We start from the raw sequence: 16,056 nt of genomic DNA, 5'->3' as shown, positions 1-16,056 counted from the left end.
GAATTCATTTCTGGAGGTTAATATGGAATATGAAGTAGTGGTGGGGCTTGAGGTTCATGCCGAGCTGAACACCAAAACCAAGATATATTGCTCCTGCAAAAATGCCTTTGGCGGCGAGGTTAATACCAACATCTGCCCCAAGTGTACGGGAATGCCCGGCACGCTGCCCACGCTCAACAAACAGGTGGTGAAATCGGCTGTTAAGATGGGTTATGCGTTAAACTGCACCATCAACAATGTCTGCAAGCAGGACCGGAAAAGCTATTTCTATCCCGACCTGCCCAAGGCATATCAGATTTCTCAATATGATATCCCGCTTTGTGAGCATGGGTATGTTGATGTATTGGTTAACGGTGCACAGAAGCGCATCGGTGTAACAAGAATTCATATTGAAGAGGATGCTGGCAAACTGCTGCACGACGACAGCTTTTCCGGCTCCCTCGTAGATTTCAACCGCTGCGGGGTGCCGCTGATTGAGATAGTTTCCGAGCCGGATATGCGCAGCTCCGCAGAGGCGAAGGCATACCTTGACACCATCCGTTCCATACTGCAATACCTTGACATCTCCGACTGCAAGATGCAGGAGGGTTCGATTCGCTGCGATGTAAACGTTTCTGTTATGAAAAAGGGCGCCGAACATTTCGGAACTCGCGTTGAGATGAAGAATGTTAACGGCTTCAGCGGTACGGTAAGAGCTATTGAATATGAGGCACAGCGGCAGATAGAGGCACTGGAAAAAGGCGAAGAAATCTTTCAGGAAACCCGTCGCTGGGATGATGTAAAGGGAAAGAACTTTATACTTCGAAGCAAGGAAGACGCAATGGATTACCGCTACTTCCCGGAGCCTGATTTGGGCACTATTGTAGTGGATGAGAAAGAACTGAAACGCCTAAAAGATAGCATTCCCGAGCTGCCCAACAAAAAGCAGATGCGGTATATCAGTGAATACGGGCTGCCGGAATTTGAAGCCGGTTTGCTGGTTGAAAACATTGAGAAGGCACATTTTTTTGAGGATTGTGTTGCCCTAAACATCTGTGAACCGAAGAATATTCTTAATTGGCTGCTTGGCGACGTTACAAGGATATTAAACGAACGTAATTGCGAGATTTCTGCGACTAGGCTTACCTCCAAGAATCTTACCCATATGATTGCTCTTATTGACAAGGGAATCATCTCCAATACTGCGGGAAAAACTGTACTTGAGGTTATCGTTGACGCTGATGTATCTCCAGAGAAGGTAATTGAGGAAAAGGGGCTTGCACAAATCAGCGATACCTCTGCGCTTGAAGCTATTGCTCAGGAAATTATTGCCGCAAACCAAAAATCAATTGAAGATTATAAAAAGGGTAAAACCAATGTACTTGGTTTTTTGGTTGGCCAGTGTATGCGAGCATCGAAGGGGCAAGGAAACCCAACCGTTCTTCGCGAGATTTTATTATCGATTATTGAAAAGAATTAGCAGTTGTTTTTTTATATTTTTAACCTAAGCGCCTGTTCGGTTATTTTTTGACGTTGTTTTGAATATACTATCCTCAGAGGAGTGACGTATATGTCGGAAATAACCAGAACAGAGTACCGCAGCAGAGCGTCAAAGGCAAACCAAAAGGATAGCGCAAACATCAGCGGAAGTTATATAAAAATATTAACGCTTCAGCTGTTTTTGTGCGTATTAATTCTGCTTTCGGCGGTCGTTGTAAAACAATTCGGGGCAGGCGCCTACGATACATTAAAACAATCATATAATGAAATCATTCGCGAAAGCTTTACCGGTAAGGTGTTGAGCGAAAACCTCGATTCCATTGAAAATGCCGTCAGCAAAACCTTTTCATTTCTAAATGATACTCAAAAAGAAGAAACAGGCATGGGAGGAGAGATGCCTGTTTCTTCTTTTAAAAATTTAAAATACCTGAAAGCCCCAAAGGGAACAACGCTTTCACCGATTATGGTTTTTACTGGGGTTACGTTTCCGGTTGAGGGTGGTAATGTATTAAGTGATTTTGGTTATCGTACCCACCCTATAACCGGTAAGCCGGATTTTCACACCGGTATAGATATCTGCGCTCCTAAGGGGACAAGAATTATGGCGGCGATTGGCGGAACTGTTAAGGAGATTACCTTTTCAAGAATATATGGCAATGTGATAATACTGAATCACGGTGCCGGTTTTGAAACAAGATACTGCCACTGTGAGAAAATCCTTGCCCCTAAGGGAGCAAAAATCAAGCGCGGGGAAATCATTGCACTGGTTGGCAGCACAGGAGAAACAACCGGCCCTCACCTGCATTTTGAGATGCGTAAAGACAGTGTGGCGGCCGACCCGATGTGGGTGTTCGATAAAGGTGAAAGCTTATGAGCTTTCAGTTTTATGGTGTTCGCATTGAGGTAAAGTTTCTTTTCATTGCGGTATTGGCCTTGCTGTTGACGGTTGATCGTTCCGGTGTGGTGCTTTATGCGTTTATATCCTCTGCTGCACATGAGCTTGCCCATCTACTGGCGATGCTGCTGTTTAAGGGGAATATACTTTCTGTCAGCTTTGAGATTTTTGGCATCAGGATTGTAAAAGCCGATTCCTTACTGCTGCACGAAGAGATTATCACACTGCTTGCTGGGCCTTCTGTCAATATTCTGCTGTTCTTTTTATGCAGCGGTGCAGCCTTGCCTTCAGTCTCTTTAATAGCAGCAGTGAATCTTGCCATTGGGGTGTTCAATCTGCTGCCGGTAGGCTCTTTAGACGGTGGTATGGTAGTAAACTTATTGTGTACTCATTTCTGGGGCTCCCAAACAGGAAACAGGGTAGCATTTGCAATTTCACTAATTATACTGGTGCCGCTTGTTGTGCTCGGTATCATTTTATTATTACAAACACGCACCAATTTCAGTCTGCTAGCCGTATCACTTTTTCTTCTGGCAGGTTTGTTGTTTAGTATTAAGCCAAAGAAAAGCTATGCACCGAATAAATCGGCATAATGTATTGTGTTCATGTGCTTAATGAGGTATGATATGGTATTGGAGCGATTTTGTACCCTTATGCGAGTTTGAAAGGACAAATCTATGTTGCAGCTTAAAGAAACACTTGACAGTTTCCTTACATCAGTAGAGAAGCCGGCCAGATATATTGGCGGTGAGCTTGGCTGTGTGGTTAAGAATCCTAAAGATGTCAAGCTTCGTTTTGCGTTTTGTTTCCCTGATACCTACGAGGTGGGTATGTCACACCTTGGCATGAAGATATTATATTCACTGCTGAACAGCCGCGAAGAGATTTGGTGTGAACGGGTTTTTACCCCGTGGCTGGATATGCAGCAGAAGATGCGCGAGTATCATATCCCCTTATATGGTCTTGAAAGCTTAGATCCGATTGCCGGTTTTGATATTATCGGATTTTCCCTTCAATACGAACTGAGCTATACCAATGTATTGAACATGCTGGATTTAGCCGGTGTACCGCTGAAGGCATGCGATCGGCATGACCTTTCACCGCTGGTGGTTGCGGGCGGGCCTTGTACCTGCAACCCGGAACCGATGGCAGATTTTATCGACCTTTTTATGCTCGGCGAGGGAGAAGAACATATCCTGTTACTCAGTGACCTTTATATAAAGGCGAAGGAGCAGAAGCTCAGTAAACGTGAATTCCTAAAACAGGCTGCGCAAATTGAAGGAGTATATGCTCCTTCTCTATATACGGTGGACTATAACCATGATGGAACCATTGCTAAGGTAACCGCGCATGACGGTGCACCGAACCGTATAAGAAAAGCTATTATTAAAGATCTGGACAAGGTGTTCTACCCTAAACAGTTTGTAGTTCCTTTTGTGGATATTGTGTTTGACCGTGCTCAGTTAGAGGTGATGCGTGGTTGTTTGCGTGGATGTAGGTTCTGTCAGGCCGGGTTTATCTACCGCCCACTGCGCGAAAAGGATGCAAACACCTTGAACAATGATGCGCACAGCCTGTGTGAAAGCACCGGATATGAAGAGGTTTCACTTTCCTCCCTCAGTACCAGCGACTATTCACAGCTCAATGACCTCTTAGGTGCGATGATAGACTGGACAAGCAGTGAGAAAATAAATCTGGCGCTGCCAAGCCTGCGTATCGATAACTTCTCGGAAGAACTGATGGAGAAGATTAAACGGGTTCGCAAAAGCGGCCTTACCTTCGCGCCGGAGGCGGGAACACAGCGCCTGCGCGATGTTATAAATAAGAATATCACCGAGGATGAGATACTGAATACTTGTAAAACCGCGTTTGAAGGTGGTTATACTGCGGTAAAGCTGTATTTTATGCTTGGACTTCCAACCGAAACCATGGAAGATGTACTGGGCATTATTGAGTTGGCTCAAAAGGTTGTTGATCTTTATTATTCACTTCCTACCCGCCAGAAAGGGAAGGGGGTAACGGTGAGCGTAAGCGTTGCAACCTTTGTTCCGAAACCGTTTACACCCTTTGAATTTGAGCCGCAGGACACACGCGAGTCGGTAATTCATAAGCACAGTGCATTGCTGGAAGCTGTAAGAAAAGACCGAAAGATAACTGTCAGTTGGAGCGGTGTGGATGCAAGTTTGCTCGAGGCTGTGCTTGCCCGTGGTGACCGCCGGTTAGGCGAGGTGATAGAAGAGGCTTACCATAATGGCAGTTTTTTTGATAGCTGGACCGAATGCTTCCATTATTCAACTTGGGAAAATGCCATGAAGTCAAAAGGGTTAGACCCAGCGTTTTATGCAAACCGGGCAAGAACCTACGACGAGGTTATGCCGTGGGACCATTTGGATTATTATATTACCAAGTCGTTTTTAGTGCGTGAGAATCAAACGGCACACAAAAATGAAACTACCCCGCATTGCAGAATTCGCTGTGCAGGCTGTGGAGCCAGCGATGCCGAAAGGGGGGTGTGCGTTGAACAACGTTAGAATCCGCTTTTCAAAGCTAGGTCGCGCGGCCTACATTTCACACTTGGACATGATGCGCTGCATGCAGCGAGCGCTTAAACGTTCAAAGATACCCGTATGGTACACACAGGGCTTTAACCCGCATATGTATGTAACCTTCGCTATGCCGCTTTCGCTTGGCTTTGAGAGCGTCTATGAAACCATGGATTTTAAACTTACTGAAGAGCTTGCCATGCCATCGCTTATTAAGCGTCTTAACGAGGCGCTACCACCTGAAATTCGAGTATTGCAAGCCGCAGAACCTCAAAAAAAATTTGAGGATATTGCATTCTCTGAGTATCAGTTAACAGTGCATGGTACGCAGCCTGATAATTTTCTTCCTCTGTGGGAAGCCTTTATCGCACAGCCAGAGATAATGAGCCAGAAGAAAACAAAAAAAGGGTTTAAGGAAGTAAACCTTAAGGATTACATCGGAGAGGCATCTGCATCAAAGCAGGAAGGTAACGTAGTAATAGCCCTTCGTTTGACGGCAGGGGTAAATGAGGGGTTAAATCCATCCCTGCTTATCAAGGCTTTTCAGCAGCAAAATCCAAGCAGTTTCAGCCATATTACTGTATTGCGCACTATTTTATTGGATAAAGAGCTTCATCCCTTTGAATAATGCAACATAACGAAAGGATATGAAACATCAATATGGAACGGGTAGAAATAAAAACGTTGTTTTCAAATGCAAATAATTATGCAAATCAACAGGTAACGGTATGCGGATGGATTAAAACCTTGCGTGATTCCAAAGCACTCTGTTTTATCGAATTAAATGACGGAAGCTGTTTTATAAACCTGCAGATAGTGATGGAGGAAGCCAAGCTAACGAATTATCGCGAGATTACCAAGCTGAACGTTGGCTCAGCTATAATTATACACGGTAACGTTGTGCTAACACCCGAGGCCAAACAACCATTGGAGATTCATGCGGTTGCCGCAGAGATTGAAGGGGTGTCCACTCCCGATTACCCGCTGCAGAAAAAGCGACACAGCTTGGAATTTCTGCGAACAATACAGCATCTGCGCCCCCGCACCAATACCTTCAGCGCAGCATTCAGGGTACGTTCGGCAGCGGCCTATGCCATTCACAAATTCTTCCAGGAAGATGGGTTTGTTTACGCGCACACCCCGATTATTACCGGCAGCGATTGCGAGGGCGCGGGCGAGATGTTCCGCGTAACCACGCTGGACTCTTTAAACCCGCCGCTCACAGAACAGGGAAGAGTGGATTTTAGCCGCGACTTTTTCGAAAAGCCCGCAAGTCTTACGGTTTCCGGTCAGCTTGAGGCTGAATGCATGGCACTTGCATTCGGAAAGGTGTATACCTTTGGGCCGACCTTCCGGGCTGAAAACTCCAACACCCCCCGCCATGCCGCCGAGTTTTGGATGATTGAGCCGGAGATTGCGTTTGCAGACCTTTCTGATGATATGCGTCTTGCAGAACGCATGGTGAAGTTTGTAATTAGCTATGTATTACAAACCTGTCCTCAAGAGATGCAATTCTTTAATGACTTCTATGATAAGGATAAGGCGCTTATCGAGCGGCTTACCTCCATTGTGAACGCTGATTTTGGTTGTGTAACCTATACAGAGGCAGTGGAGCTGCTCAAGCAGAATAATGAAGCCTTTGAATATCCTGTTTCTTGGGGCTGTGACCTTCAAACTGAACATGAGCGGTTCTTAACCGAACAGATCTTTAAGAAGCCGGTTTTTGTGATTGACTATCCTAAGGAGATTAAGGCATTCTATATGCGTTTGAATAGCGACGGTAAGACGGTTGCGGCTATGGATATGCTGGTGCCCGGCATTGGTGAGCTGATTGGCGGAAGCCAGCGTGAAGAGCGCTTGGATGTTCTTACTTCAAGAATGAACGAGCTGGGCTTAGCGACAGAGGATTACTCATGGTATCTCGACCTCAGAAGATACGGCGGTACCCGCCATGCAGGCTTTGGGCTTGGTTTTGAACGGCTTGTAATGTATCTAACCGGTATCACTAATATCCGTGATGTGCTTCCGTTTCCACGCACCACTGGTCTTTGTGAGTTTTAAACAATAGGAACCCCCATAGCACTATTTCATATACTAGTAATACAAATTTGCAAGCGTTCAAAAATAAACTTGCAAAAACATTAAAAGTATATTACAATAAGCATGTTATTTATCTATCATCATTTTATGTTCACTTGATCTTTTATGCAGTATTACAGGGGGATCTATTCATGTTAAAGCTTGCACAGCAACCCAGAGAGCACATTCTGGAGTTAAAAAAGCAGTGGGAATCACAATATAGTGAAATGAAAGCTGCCGGATTAAAGCTAGATATGTCGCGTGGTAAGCCTTCCTCATCACAGTTGGATATCTCAAACGGTATTTTCGATTGTTTAAGCAGCAGCGATGTTATGAAGGCCGAGGATGGTACTGACTGCAGAAATTATGGCCTGCTTGACGGTATACCTGAAGCAAAACGCTTATTTTCAGATATGCTGGGTATACCCGCACAGAATATCATCATAGGTGGTAATTCCAGCCTGAACATGATGTTTGATGCTATCTCCCGGGCGATGACACACGGTGTTTACGGTTCAAAACAGCCGTGGATGAAGCTTGATAAGATAAAATTCCTTTGCCCGTCTCCGGGGTATGACCGCCATTTTGCTATTACCGAGCTGTTTGGCTTTGAGCTTATTACCATCAAGATGAACAGCGATGGCCCCGATATGGATGAGGTTGAACGCCTTGTATCCAATGACAGTGCAATTAAGGGTATTTGGTGTGTGCCGAAATATTCAAACCCCGAGGGCATTACCTACTCGGATGCCGTTGTAAAGCGTTTTGCCCACCTGAAGCCCGCAGCCGAAGACTTCAGAATTTTCTGGGATAATGCCTACGCAGTTCATGATCTGTATATAGCCGATCAGCTGCTAAATATCTTTGATGAATGCAAAGCTGCGGGTACCGAGGATATGGTTTTCGAGTTTGCCTCTACCTCGAAGATCTCGTTCCCGGGTTCCGGCGTTGCAGTAATGGCTGCTTCTGAAAACAACATCAAGCAGATTAAAAGCATCCTGACAATTCAGTCTATCGGCCCCGATAAGCTTAACCAGTTGCGGCATGTGAAGTACTTTAAGAATATGGACGGTATCCGGCAGCATATGAAGAAGCAAGCGGAGGTTCTTATCCCTAAGTTTGAACTGGTTACAAACATGCTGGAGCGGGAGCTGACCGAACTGGGCCTTGTAAGCTTTCATAAGCCGAATGGCGGCTATTTCATATCGGTAAATGTTCCCAATGGTTGCGCAAAACGCGTTGTACAGCTTTGTAAGGAAGCTGGAGTCGTACTTACCGCTGCCGGTGCTACATACCCCTACGGTAAGGATCCGGATGATAGCAACATCCGTATTGCGCCAACCTTCCCGCCTCTTTCAGAGCTTAAAACAGCGATGGAGCTTTTCTGCTTGTGCGTAAAGCTTGCTGGTGCCGAAAAGATATTAAGTGTTTAATTCGCTATAATTATTAAAAATATCCGAAGAGCAAAGCTTTTTCGGGTATTTTTTTTGCTAGACGTTTTTAATATTAAAGTAGAACAACAGACGCTTAACGTGGTATAATAATTATTGCGCTCTTTTTACTATGCTTTTGCAGATAGTAATAGCGTAGTTTACACATTGCTCTATCAAGCAGATAATATTCGGAGGTGTATAGTTTGCACAACTCATACGAAAGCCCATTCTGCACGCGATATGCAAGCGACGAGATGCAGTATATCTTTTCCGCTGATAAAAAATTCAAAACGTGGAGAAGGCTTTGGGTAGCGCTTGCAAAGGCTGAAAAGACGCTGGGGCTGGATATAACCGACACCCAGATTGGCGAGCTTGAGGAAAATATCGACAACATAAACTATGAAGAAGCCGAACAACGTGAACGGCTGGTACGCCATGATGTGATGGCACATGTTTATGCATATGGTCTGCAGTGCCCGACGGCAAAGGGGATCATCCATCTGGGGGCAACCTCCTGTTATGTGGGCGACAATACCGATATCATTGTCATGCGCGACGCATTGAAGGTTGTACGCCGCAAGCTGTTAAATGTAATCGCACTATTAAACGATTTCGCGCTGAAATACAAGGATTTACCGGCACTTGCTTATACTCACTTGCAGCCCGCTCAGCTTACCACCGTCGGCAAGCGGGCTACGCTTTGGCTGAACGAGCTGCTATATGATTTCGATGAGGTGGAATATCGTATCAGAAGCCTCAAACTGCTGGGCTCAAAGGGGACAACTGGTACTCAGGCAAGCTTTGTGGAGCTTTTTGACGGCAACGATGAAAAAATCCGCCGCCTTGAAGCATTAATTGCACAGGACATGGGCTTTGAGGGTGTTGTTCCGGTTTCAGGGCAAACCTACTCCAGAAAGATAGATTCGCAGGTTTTGGCTACGCTGAGCGGTATTGCCCAGTCTGCCTCTAAATTCTCCAATGACATGCGTATCCTGCAAAGCTTTAAGGAGATGGAAGAGCCGTTTGAAAAGAATCAAATTGGTTCATCCGCGATGCCTTATAAGCGTAACCCTATGCGCAGCGAGCGTATTACCTCTCTGGCCAGATATGTGATGGTAGATAGTCTGAACCCTTCGTTTACCGCTGCAACGCAATGGTTTGAACGTACACTGGACGATTCCGCAAACAAGAGAATCAGCGTGGCGGAGGCATTCTTAGGTGTGGATGCAATTCTGAATATCATGCTGAACGTATGCGACGGTATCGTGGTATACCCCAAGGTGATTGAGCAGCGGGTAATGAAGGAACTGCCGTTTATGGCAACTGAGAATATCATGATGCAGGCTGTCAAAAAGGGCGGGGATCGTCAGGTGCTTCATGAGAAATTGCGGGAGCATTCTCTGGCGGCCGCAAAGGTGGTAAAGGAGCAGGGAGGGGAGAACGACTTAATTGACCGTATTGTTAATGACAAGGCATTTAAGCTAACCAAAGAGGACATCCTTTCTGTTTTAAAGCCTCAAAACTTCACCGGCAGGGCATCGAAACAGGTTGAGGAATTTTCGATGAATTGTGTAAAACCCCTTCTTGATGCTAATAAAGAAATAATTGGTGAAAAAGCCGAGTTAAGTGTTTAGTTTTATTGACTTTTTGTGTGGAAAACAATATAATAATCGTTGTGATTGCCAATTTTCATTAATCGTTCGGCTAATCGTTACCAGCCCTTAATCACCTTACGGTCGGCTGCAACTCTTATAAAATTGGGCATACTATTACTAGGAGGATTGGGCTATGAAAAAGAGCTCAAAAGCAACATTCTTTGTTGTGTTTGCGCTAATTGTTTTTTTAGCTGTGACATCATTTTTTGGTATCAGCACTACATATGGTGATACCAAAACCGTGTATGTCAAGGGTGCTAATGATATCCGATGGGGTATCGATATCCGAGGCGGTGTAGATGTAACGTTTACTCCCCCCGCTGGCTTTGATGCAACCGACGCTCAGATGCTGGCAGCCGAATCGGTAATCAAACAGCGTCTTGTTACCCAGAATATTACCGACTACGAAGTTTATACCGACACTACTAAAGACCGTATTGTTGTTCGTTTCCCTTGGAAAGATGAAGCAGCCAGTAAAAACCCCGAGAAGGCAATCAAAGAACTGGGTGATACCGCATTGCTTACCTTCCGTGAAGGTAATAATCAGGATTCATCCGGAAAGCCTACCGGTGTTACCAAGGATAATATTGTTATTGAGGGCAAGGATGTAAAAGCGGCAAGCGCTGTAACTAATACCCAGACTTCTGAGCCCGAGGTACAGCTTGAACTTACCAGTGAGGGTGCAAAGAAATTCGGTGAGGCTACCACGAGGCTTATAGGCCAGCCGATATCCATCTGGATGGATGACACGATGATCTCCGACCCGGTGGTTAAATCGGCCATCACCGGAGGTATTGCCAGCATTTCCGGAAGTACGGCCAAGCCCTTCACTACTCAAGAGGCCACGGATCTGGCTAACAAGATTAACGGCGGTGCGCTTCCGTTTAAGCTTGTAACCGAGAACTACAGCTCAATTGCAGCAACACTTGGCGTCGCAGCAAAGGATTCCATGCTGCTTGCACTGTTGATTGCGTATATTCTGGTTTGCGTATTCATGATTTGCTATTATAAAGTGCCAGGCCTAATCGCTTCAATCGCATTGCTGGGGCAGTTTGCAGGCTTTATTATTGCGGTTTCCGGCTACCTACCCTTCATCCCCAGCTTTACGCTTACGCTGCCTGGTATCGCAGGTATCATCCTGAGTATCGGTATGGGCGTTGATGCGAACGTTATTACTTCTGAGCGTGTTAAGGAAGAACTGCGCGCCGGAAAAACTATTGAAGGAGCTATCGACCTAGGCTATGAGCGTGGCTTTACCGCTATCTTTGACGGTAATGTCACCGTTATTATCGTTGCAATCATTCTAATGGGTTCGTTTGGCCCGTCGTCCAGCTTCTGGGCTAAGCTGCTGACACCCTTTATGTTTATGTTCGGTGCAGCTACAACCGGCGCCATCTATTCCTTTGGTTATACACTGCTGATTGGTGTAATCTTCAACTTCTTAATGGGTGTAACAGCATCCAGACTGATGCTTCGTTCTATTTCTAAATTCAAAGGTCTGCGTAAGCCCTGGATGTATGGAGGTGCAAAATAATGATAGACTTCATGGGAAAAAAGAAGATTTATTTTACAATCTCCATTGTCATTATAGCTATTTCGTTAATTTACTCTTTTATCTTTGGCGTAAAGCTCGACATTCAGTTTAAAGGCGGCGCAATGATTAACTATTCCTACAGCGGGGATATCAACACAGATGACGTTGAAGGTGTAGTTGAAAAAGCTACGGGTGAAGATGTCAGTGTACAGAAGACGCAAGGTAATATTAATAAGCTGATAGTTTCATTGCCCAAAAGCCTTTCAATCGACAGCCAGAAAAAAATGACTGATGAAATTGCAAAGGCATTCCCCAGCAACAATATAGTACTATTAGATTCCTCTAACGTAAACGCCTCAATGGGTAAAGAGTTCTTCGCTAAGTGTATGGTGGCCATTGCCTTGGCGTCACTCTTGATTATAATCTATGTTGGCTTCCGTTTCCGTAAAATCGGCGGTATCTCGGCAGGCGCTATGGGTGTAATAGCGTTATTTCATGACGCATTCATGGTATTTGCTGCGTTTACCTTCTTCCAGTTCCCGATTAACGATAACTTTATTGCCGTTGTTTTAACCATTCTCGGCTTCTCGATTAACGATACCATCGTTATCTACGACCGTATTCGCGAGAATGAGAAGATTTATGGCAATAAGAAAGAGCTTGCTGAGATAGTAAATCTCAGCATCAACCAGTCGTTAACCCGTTCCATCAATACCAGTGGCTGCGGTTTGTTGGTTATGATCGTTACCTGTATCGTTGCCTATATTAATGGTGTTACCTCTATTCTTACCTTTGCACTGCCCATGATTATCGGTATGATTTCAGGTGTATACTCCACCATCTGCATTGCTGGTCCTCTGTGGGTAGTTTGGAAGAACTACCGCGCAAAGAAACTCAGCCAGAAAACCGGTGGCAGCAAACCTTCTTCCTCTATCGGCAAGATTAAAATTTAATTATCCTTCAGATAAACTGAATAGTTTACCTATAAAAGCAGAAAGGTTTAAGACCTTTCTGCTTTTTCTTTGTTCTAAACGGACAACCGGTGAATATATTAAAGTAGCAAGGGTTATACACGGAGGTGAAGGTAGTGGAACCGATGTCAAGTTTACAACGTGTTGACGATGCGGCGGGGTTACTGGCACCCCATTTAAGCAGATACATATATGAACTTTCAGATGATAAAAAGGGACAAGTACGCGAGATTCGCCTGCGCTGCGGCAAGCCGCTTGCTGTAAACCTGACCGACAAAGACCTGTTTTTTCAGCAGGACGGCAGTCTTTCGTCAATATGCACCCTAAAATCGGTGGTGGTAACAAAAGAAGATGTATCTGAGTGCTTTAAAAAGCTGTGCGGTTATTCGGTTTACAGCCACCAAAATGAGATTGCTTCCGGCTTTTTAACGGTAAAAAACGGGCATCGGGCGGGCATCTGCGGTACCGCTGTGATAGAAAACGGCAAGGTAGTTGGGCTTAGGGACATATCATCGTTGAACATTCGTGTTGCACGTGAAATTTTTGGAGCCGCTGACGAAATTATGAACCGGATAATGACCAATAAAACCAGCAGCGTATTGATATGCGGGGCACCTGCCAGCGGTAAAACCACGGTATTGCGAGATCTGGCACGACAGCTTTCGCTTAGAAATACGCGTGTGGCTGTAGTAGATGAACGCGGAGAATTAGCCGCCACCTATTGCGGACAGGCGGGTAACAATCTTGGGCCGCGATGTGATGTATTGGATGGTTACCCAAAGGGTAAAGGAATGATGATAGCAATAAAATGCTTAGCACCGGATGTTATTATATGTGATGAAATCGGCACAGAGGAAGAGGCAAATGCCATACATACCGGCTTAAACTGTGGGGTATGCGTCATTGCTTCCGCCCATGCTTATGACAGTACCGAGCTTTACCATAAAAAACAGATCATGCGCCTTATCGCACTAGGTGCTTTTGAATACATTGTTTTTTTAAAGAATGTTGGAACACCCGGCAGGGTTCAGGAAGTAATAAAGGCAGGTGAGATAATTGCTCAAGGTAGCAGGAGCCATCTGTATCGTAATAACCTGTTCGGCGGTAGGGATATCTATGTGCCGCAAGCTTATTGAAAAGGTTAAATTCCTTGAGAAAATTATTGGAATGCTGGATTATTTCTCGGCTCAAATCAGTTATTCACGGCAGCCAGTTCCCGATATTATTAAGGCCCTTGCGTGCTCAGAAAGATTTGGTACACTGCTCTTTTTACAAAAGTGTCTGGAAGAGCTAAATTCTGGCCAGACATTCCAGAAGGCATGGTGTTTAGCGGTTACATATTATAAAAAGTCCATGCCTATTGAGGATGAGGATATCAGCCGATTGCTCGCTTTGGGAGAGTATATTGGAACCACTGATTCTGAAGAGCAGAACAAAACATTAGTGCTCTACCAAAAGCTGTTTACTCAAAGCTATGAAAAAGCAAAAAGTGAAAGCAGTTCACACTCAAGGATGTATACCACCCTTGGTGTTCTGTCCGGCCTTGGCCTTGCGGTTTTAATACTGTAAGCAGTGCAGACCCAATTATATCGGAATGGAGTTTATATCTATGGAAGTGGATTTAATCTTTAAGATTGCGGCTATCGGGATTATCGTAGCAGTTCTCAATCAGGTGCTTATCCGTTCCGGCAGGGAAGAACAGGCCATGATGACAACGCTGGCCGGCCTGATTGTCGTACTGATGATGATTATCTATGAAATCAGCAACCTGTTTGAAACGGTAAAAAGTGTGTTTGGATTATAGACATGAATATCATAACCATTGCCGGAGTAGCCATTATCGCCGCCGCAATCTCGGTGCTGCTGAAACAATATAAACCTGAATACTCCATGATTATAAACCTCGGTGCAGGTATTGTAATCCTTGTGCTGGTAATAGCGGCTGCGGCCCCGATTCTCACACAGGTGCAGGAACTGATTGAATCCACCAACCTACCTGCAGAATATATCGTTATTCTTTTTAAATGCCTGGGTATCTGCTTTATCACTCAGTTGGCTGCCGATGTCTGTCGTGATTCCGGTGCGGGCAGCATTGCCACCAAAGTGGAGACTGCCGGTAAAATTGCGGTGTTGCTTCAGTCGCTGCCACTGTTTAAGCAGATACTTGAGGTTGCCAAGAATTTGATCTCAGCAGGTTAAGCTTTATTTATTATTATTCATGCCCAATAATCACAAATAACGAGTGAATTTTAAGACAAGCCCAGTAGAAAGCCGATAGGCAGAATGGAAAAGCAAATGAAAAGGCTGTTGGTTTTAATTTGCATGCTTTTGTTACTTACAACCCCCGTGTTTGCGGAGGCTCCTGACATAGATACAGAAGAACCTGTGCCGAACGAGGTATTTGAACAGCAGTTGGAGGCAAGCGGTGCGGGTGATTTAATGTTTACGCTGCCTAATGAAACACAGGAGTATTTACAAAAGCTTGGAATAGATAAGATTAGTATTGGCAGTTTTTTAAACCTGGAACCCTTACAATTTTTTAAGATTATCTGGCTTATGATTAAGGACACGCTTGCTAAGCCCAGAATTTTGTTTTTTTCAATATTAGGCATCATCATTTTATGCTCGCTGGTAGACGGTTTTAAAGAAGGCTTTTTGCAGAAGCCGATTGGCGGTGTTTTTTCAACCGTATCGGTGCTTTGCATTATTGCTGGAATCATCGGTCCGGTATGGACATGCATCCAAAACACTGCTCAGGCGGTAGAGAACTGCTCAAACTTTATGCTGGGCTTTGTACCGGTGCTTTCAGGCATCATGTCGGTATCCGGGCAGCCAGTAACTGCCTCAACCTACAGCATTTTTTTATTCTCTGCAGCAGAGCTTGTTTCGCAGATTGCGTCATCCACCGTTGTACCGCTCTTATGTATCTATCTTGCGTTCTGTATCATCTCAGCAGTATCGCCCCAAATAAACATTGCCGGAGTTGCAAAGATGATAAAAAGCAGCGCAACATGGATTTTAGGATTTATTATCACTGTATTTGTAGCGCTTTTGGGTGTACAAACTATCGTTTCAACCGGTGCAGACAGTGTGGCATTAAAAGCCGGAAAATTCCTTATCGGCAGTTTTGTGCCGGTTGTTGGTGGGGCCTTAGCCGATGCGGTCACCTCGGTAGGCGGCTGTCTAACACTGTTAAAGAATGTAGTAGGCGGCTTCGGTATTGTTTCGGCTTCAATCATCTTCCTGCCGGTATTGGTAGAATCGGCTGTATGGTACCTTACACTGAACATCTCCGCAGCGGTCAGTGATATTTTTGAACTAAAATCTGTAAGTGAGGTTCTTAAGGCTTCCGCTACTGCGGTATCGTTGTTGATGACTATCATTCTGTGCTTTGCACTGCTGCTTATTGTTACCACCACCATTACCCTGATGATAAGCTCTGGAGCAGCGTAAGCGTGAAAATTCTT

Annotated in this window: 15 protein-coding genes; all 15 read left to right on the top strand. The window is 44.9% G+C overall.

Going from position 1 to position 16,056, the window contains the following annotated elements:
• Positions 1-22 precede the first annotated feature (22 nt).
• The 15 genes from gatB to BLR50_RS07580 all read left to right on the top strand — a co-directional run bounded on the left by gatB (position 23) and on the right by BLR50_RS07580 (position 16,042).
• Positions 23-1,459 (top strand): Asp-tRNA(Asn)/Glu-tRNA(Gln) amidotransferase subunit GatB, encoded by a 1,437-nt coding sequence (gatB, locus tag BLR50_RS07650; protein ID WP_092640221.1) that lies wholly within the window; start codon positions 23-25, stop codon positions 1,457-1,459.
• Between the two features lie 90 nt (positions 1,460-1,549).
• A complete protein-coding gene (locus tag BLR50_RS07645) occupies positions 1,550-2,353 on the top strand; it encodes a M23 family metallopeptidase (RefSeq protein WP_092640219.1) in 804 nt (267 codons plus the stop codon).
• Positions 2,350-2,967 (top strand): site-2 protease family protein, encoded by a 618-nt coding sequence (locus tag BLR50_RS07640; protein WP_092640217.1) that lies wholly within the window; start codon positions 2,350-2,352, stop codon positions 2,965-2,967. The genes BLR50_RS07645 and BLR50_RS07640 overlap by 4 nt, the downstream gene beginning before the upstream one ends.
• Before the next feature lie 84 nt (positions 2,968-3,051).
• Positions 3,052-4,905 (top strand): TIGR03960 family B12-binding radical SAM protein, encoded by a 1,854-nt coding sequence (locus BLR50_RS07635; protein WP_092640215.1) that lies wholly within the window; start codon positions 3,052-3,054, stop codon positions 4,903-4,905.
• Complete coding sequence (locus tag BLR50_RS07630; RefSeq protein WP_092640212.1) at positions 4,820-5,545, top strand: TIGR03936 family radical SAM-associated protein; 726 nt, start codon at positions 4,820-4,822, stop codon at positions 5,543-5,545. The genes BLR50_RS07635 and BLR50_RS07630 overlap by 86 nt, the downstream gene beginning before the upstream one ends.
• Before the next feature lie 32 nt (positions 5,546-5,577).
• Positions 5,578-6,978, top strand: a complete 1,401-nt coding sequence (gene asnS, locus BLR50_RS07625; protein WP_092640210.1) for an asparagine--tRNA ligase — start codon at positions 5,578-5,580, stop codon at positions 6,976-6,978.
• Positions 6,979-7,148: 170 nt separating this feature from the next.
• Complete coding sequence (locus BLR50_RS07620; protein ID WP_092640208.1) at positions 7,149-8,429, top strand: aspartate aminotransferase type Ic; 1,281 nt, start codon at positions 7,149-7,151, stop codon at positions 8,427-8,429.
• Positions 8,430-8,632: 203 nt separating this feature from the next.
• Positions 8,633-10,063, top strand: a complete 1,431-nt coding sequence (gene purB, locus BLR50_RS07615) for an adenylosuccinate lyase (RefSeq protein ID WP_092640206.1) — start codon at positions 8,633-8,635, stop codon at positions 10,061-10,063.
• A gap of 154 nt (positions 10,064-10,217) precedes the next feature.
• Positions 10,218-11,618 carry a protein translocase subunit SecD gene (gene secD / locus BLR50_RS07610; RefSeq protein WP_092640204.1) on the top strand — a complete coding sequence of 467 codons (1,401 nt, stop codon included), beginning with the start codon at positions 10,218-10,220 and terminating at the stop codon, positions 11,616-11,618.
• On the top strand, positions 11,618-12,571 hold the full coding sequence (gene secF, locus BLR50_RS07605) for a protein translocase subunit SecF (RefSeq protein ID WP_092640202.1): 954 nt from the start codon (positions 11,618-11,620) through the stop codon (positions 12,569-12,571). The genes secD and secF overlap by 1 nt, the downstream gene beginning before the upstream one ends.
• A gap of 143 nt (positions 12,572-12,714) precedes the next feature.
• Entirely contained in the window at positions 12,715-13,725 is a 1,011-nt protein-coding gene (locus BLR50_RS07600) for a type IV secretion system DNA-binding domain-containing protein (protein ID WP_092640200.1), read from the top strand.
• Positions 13,706-14,158 (top strand): stage III sporulation protein AB, encoded by a 453-nt coding sequence (locus BLR50_RS07595; protein ID WP_242871712.1) that lies wholly within the window; start codon positions 13,706-13,708, stop codon positions 14,156-14,158. Before BLR50_RS07600 ends, BLR50_RS07595 begins: the two co-directional genes overlap by 20 nt.
• 40 nt (positions 14,159-14,198) lie before the next feature.
• Complete coding sequence (spoIIIAC, locus tag BLR50_RS07590; RefSeq protein WP_092640196.1) at positions 14,199-14,393, top strand: stage III sporulation protein AC; 195 nt, start codon at positions 14,199-14,201, stop codon at positions 14,391-14,393.
• A gap of 2 nt (positions 14,394-14,395) precedes the next feature.
• Positions 14,396-14,788 (top strand): SpoIIIAC/SpoIIIAD family protein, encoded by a 393-nt coding sequence (locus tag BLR50_RS07585; RefSeq protein WP_092640194.1) that lies wholly within the window; start codon positions 14,396-14,398, stop codon positions 14,786-14,788.
• 84 nt (positions 14,789-14,872) lie between these two features.
• The gene (locus tag BLR50_RS07580) at positions 14,873-16,042 is read left to right on the top strand and encodes a stage III sporulation protein AE (protein WP_092640192.1); all 1,170 of its coding nucleotides are present in this window, start codon (positions 14,873-14,875) and stop codon (positions 16,040-16,042) included.
• The last annotated feature ends 14 nt before the right edge of the window (positions 16,043-16,056 follow it).

This window comes from Acetanaerobacterium elongatum (assembly GCF_900103835.1).
Taxonomy (GTDB): Bacteria; Bacillota; Clostridia; order Oscillospirales; family Ruminococcaceae; genus Acetanaerobacterium; species Acetanaerobacterium elongatum.
This window is presented reverse-complemented; position numbering and strand designations above follow the sequence as displayed.

Coding starts and splice junctions, on each gene's coding strand:
- gatB (WP_092640221.1), top strand. CDS start 23: ATGGAATATGAAGTAGTGGTGGGGCTTGAGGTTCATGCCGAGCTGAAC.
- BLR50_RS07645 (WP_092640219.1), top strand. CDS start 1,550: ATGTCGGAAATAACCAGAACAGAGTACCGCAGCAGAGCGTCAAAGGCA.
- BLR50_RS07640 (WP_092640217.1), top strand. CDS start 2,350: ATGAGCTTTCAGTTTTATGGTGTTCGCATTGAGGTAAAGTTTCTTTTC.
- BLR50_RS07635 (WP_092640215.1), top strand. CDS start 3,052: ATGTTGCAGCTTAAAGAAACACTTGACAGTTTCCTTACATCAGTAGAG.
- BLR50_RS07630 (WP_092640212.1), top strand. CDS start 4,820: ATGAAACTACCCCGCATTGCAGAATTCGCTGTGCAGGCTGTGGAGCCA.
- asnS (WP_092640210.1), top strand. CDS start 5,578: ATGGAACGGGTAGAAATAAAAACGTTGTTTTCAAATGCAAATAATTAT.
- BLR50_RS07620 (WP_092640208.1), top strand. CDS start 7,149: ATGTTAAAGCTTGCACAGCAACCCAGAGAGCACATTCTGGAGTTAAAA.
- secD (WP_092640204.1), top strand. CDS start 10,218: ATGAAAAAGAGCTCAAAAGCAACATTCTTTGTTGTGTTTGCGCTAATT.
- secF (WP_092640202.1), top strand. CDS start 11,618: ATGATAGACTTCATGGGAAAAAAGAAGATTTATTTTACAATCTCCATT.
- BLR50_RS07600 (WP_092640200.1), top strand. CDS start 12,715: ATGTCAAGTTTACAACGTGTTGACGATGCGGCGGGGTTACTGGCACCC.
- BLR50_RS07595 (WP_242871712.1), top strand. CDS start 13,706: ATGTGCCGCAAGCTTATTGAAAAGGTTAAATTCCTTGAGAAAATTATT.
- spoIIIAC (WP_092640196.1), top strand. CDS start 14,199: ATGGAAGTGGATTTAATCTTTAAGATTGCGGCTATCGGGATTATCGTA.
- BLR50_RS07585 (WP_092640194.1), top strand. CDS start 14,396: ATGAATATCATAACCATTGCCGGAGTAGCCATTATCGCCGCCGCAATC.
- BLR50_RS07580 (WP_092640192.1), top strand. CDS start 14,873: ATGGAAAAGCAAATGAAAAGGCTGTTGGTTTTAATTTGCATGCTTTTG.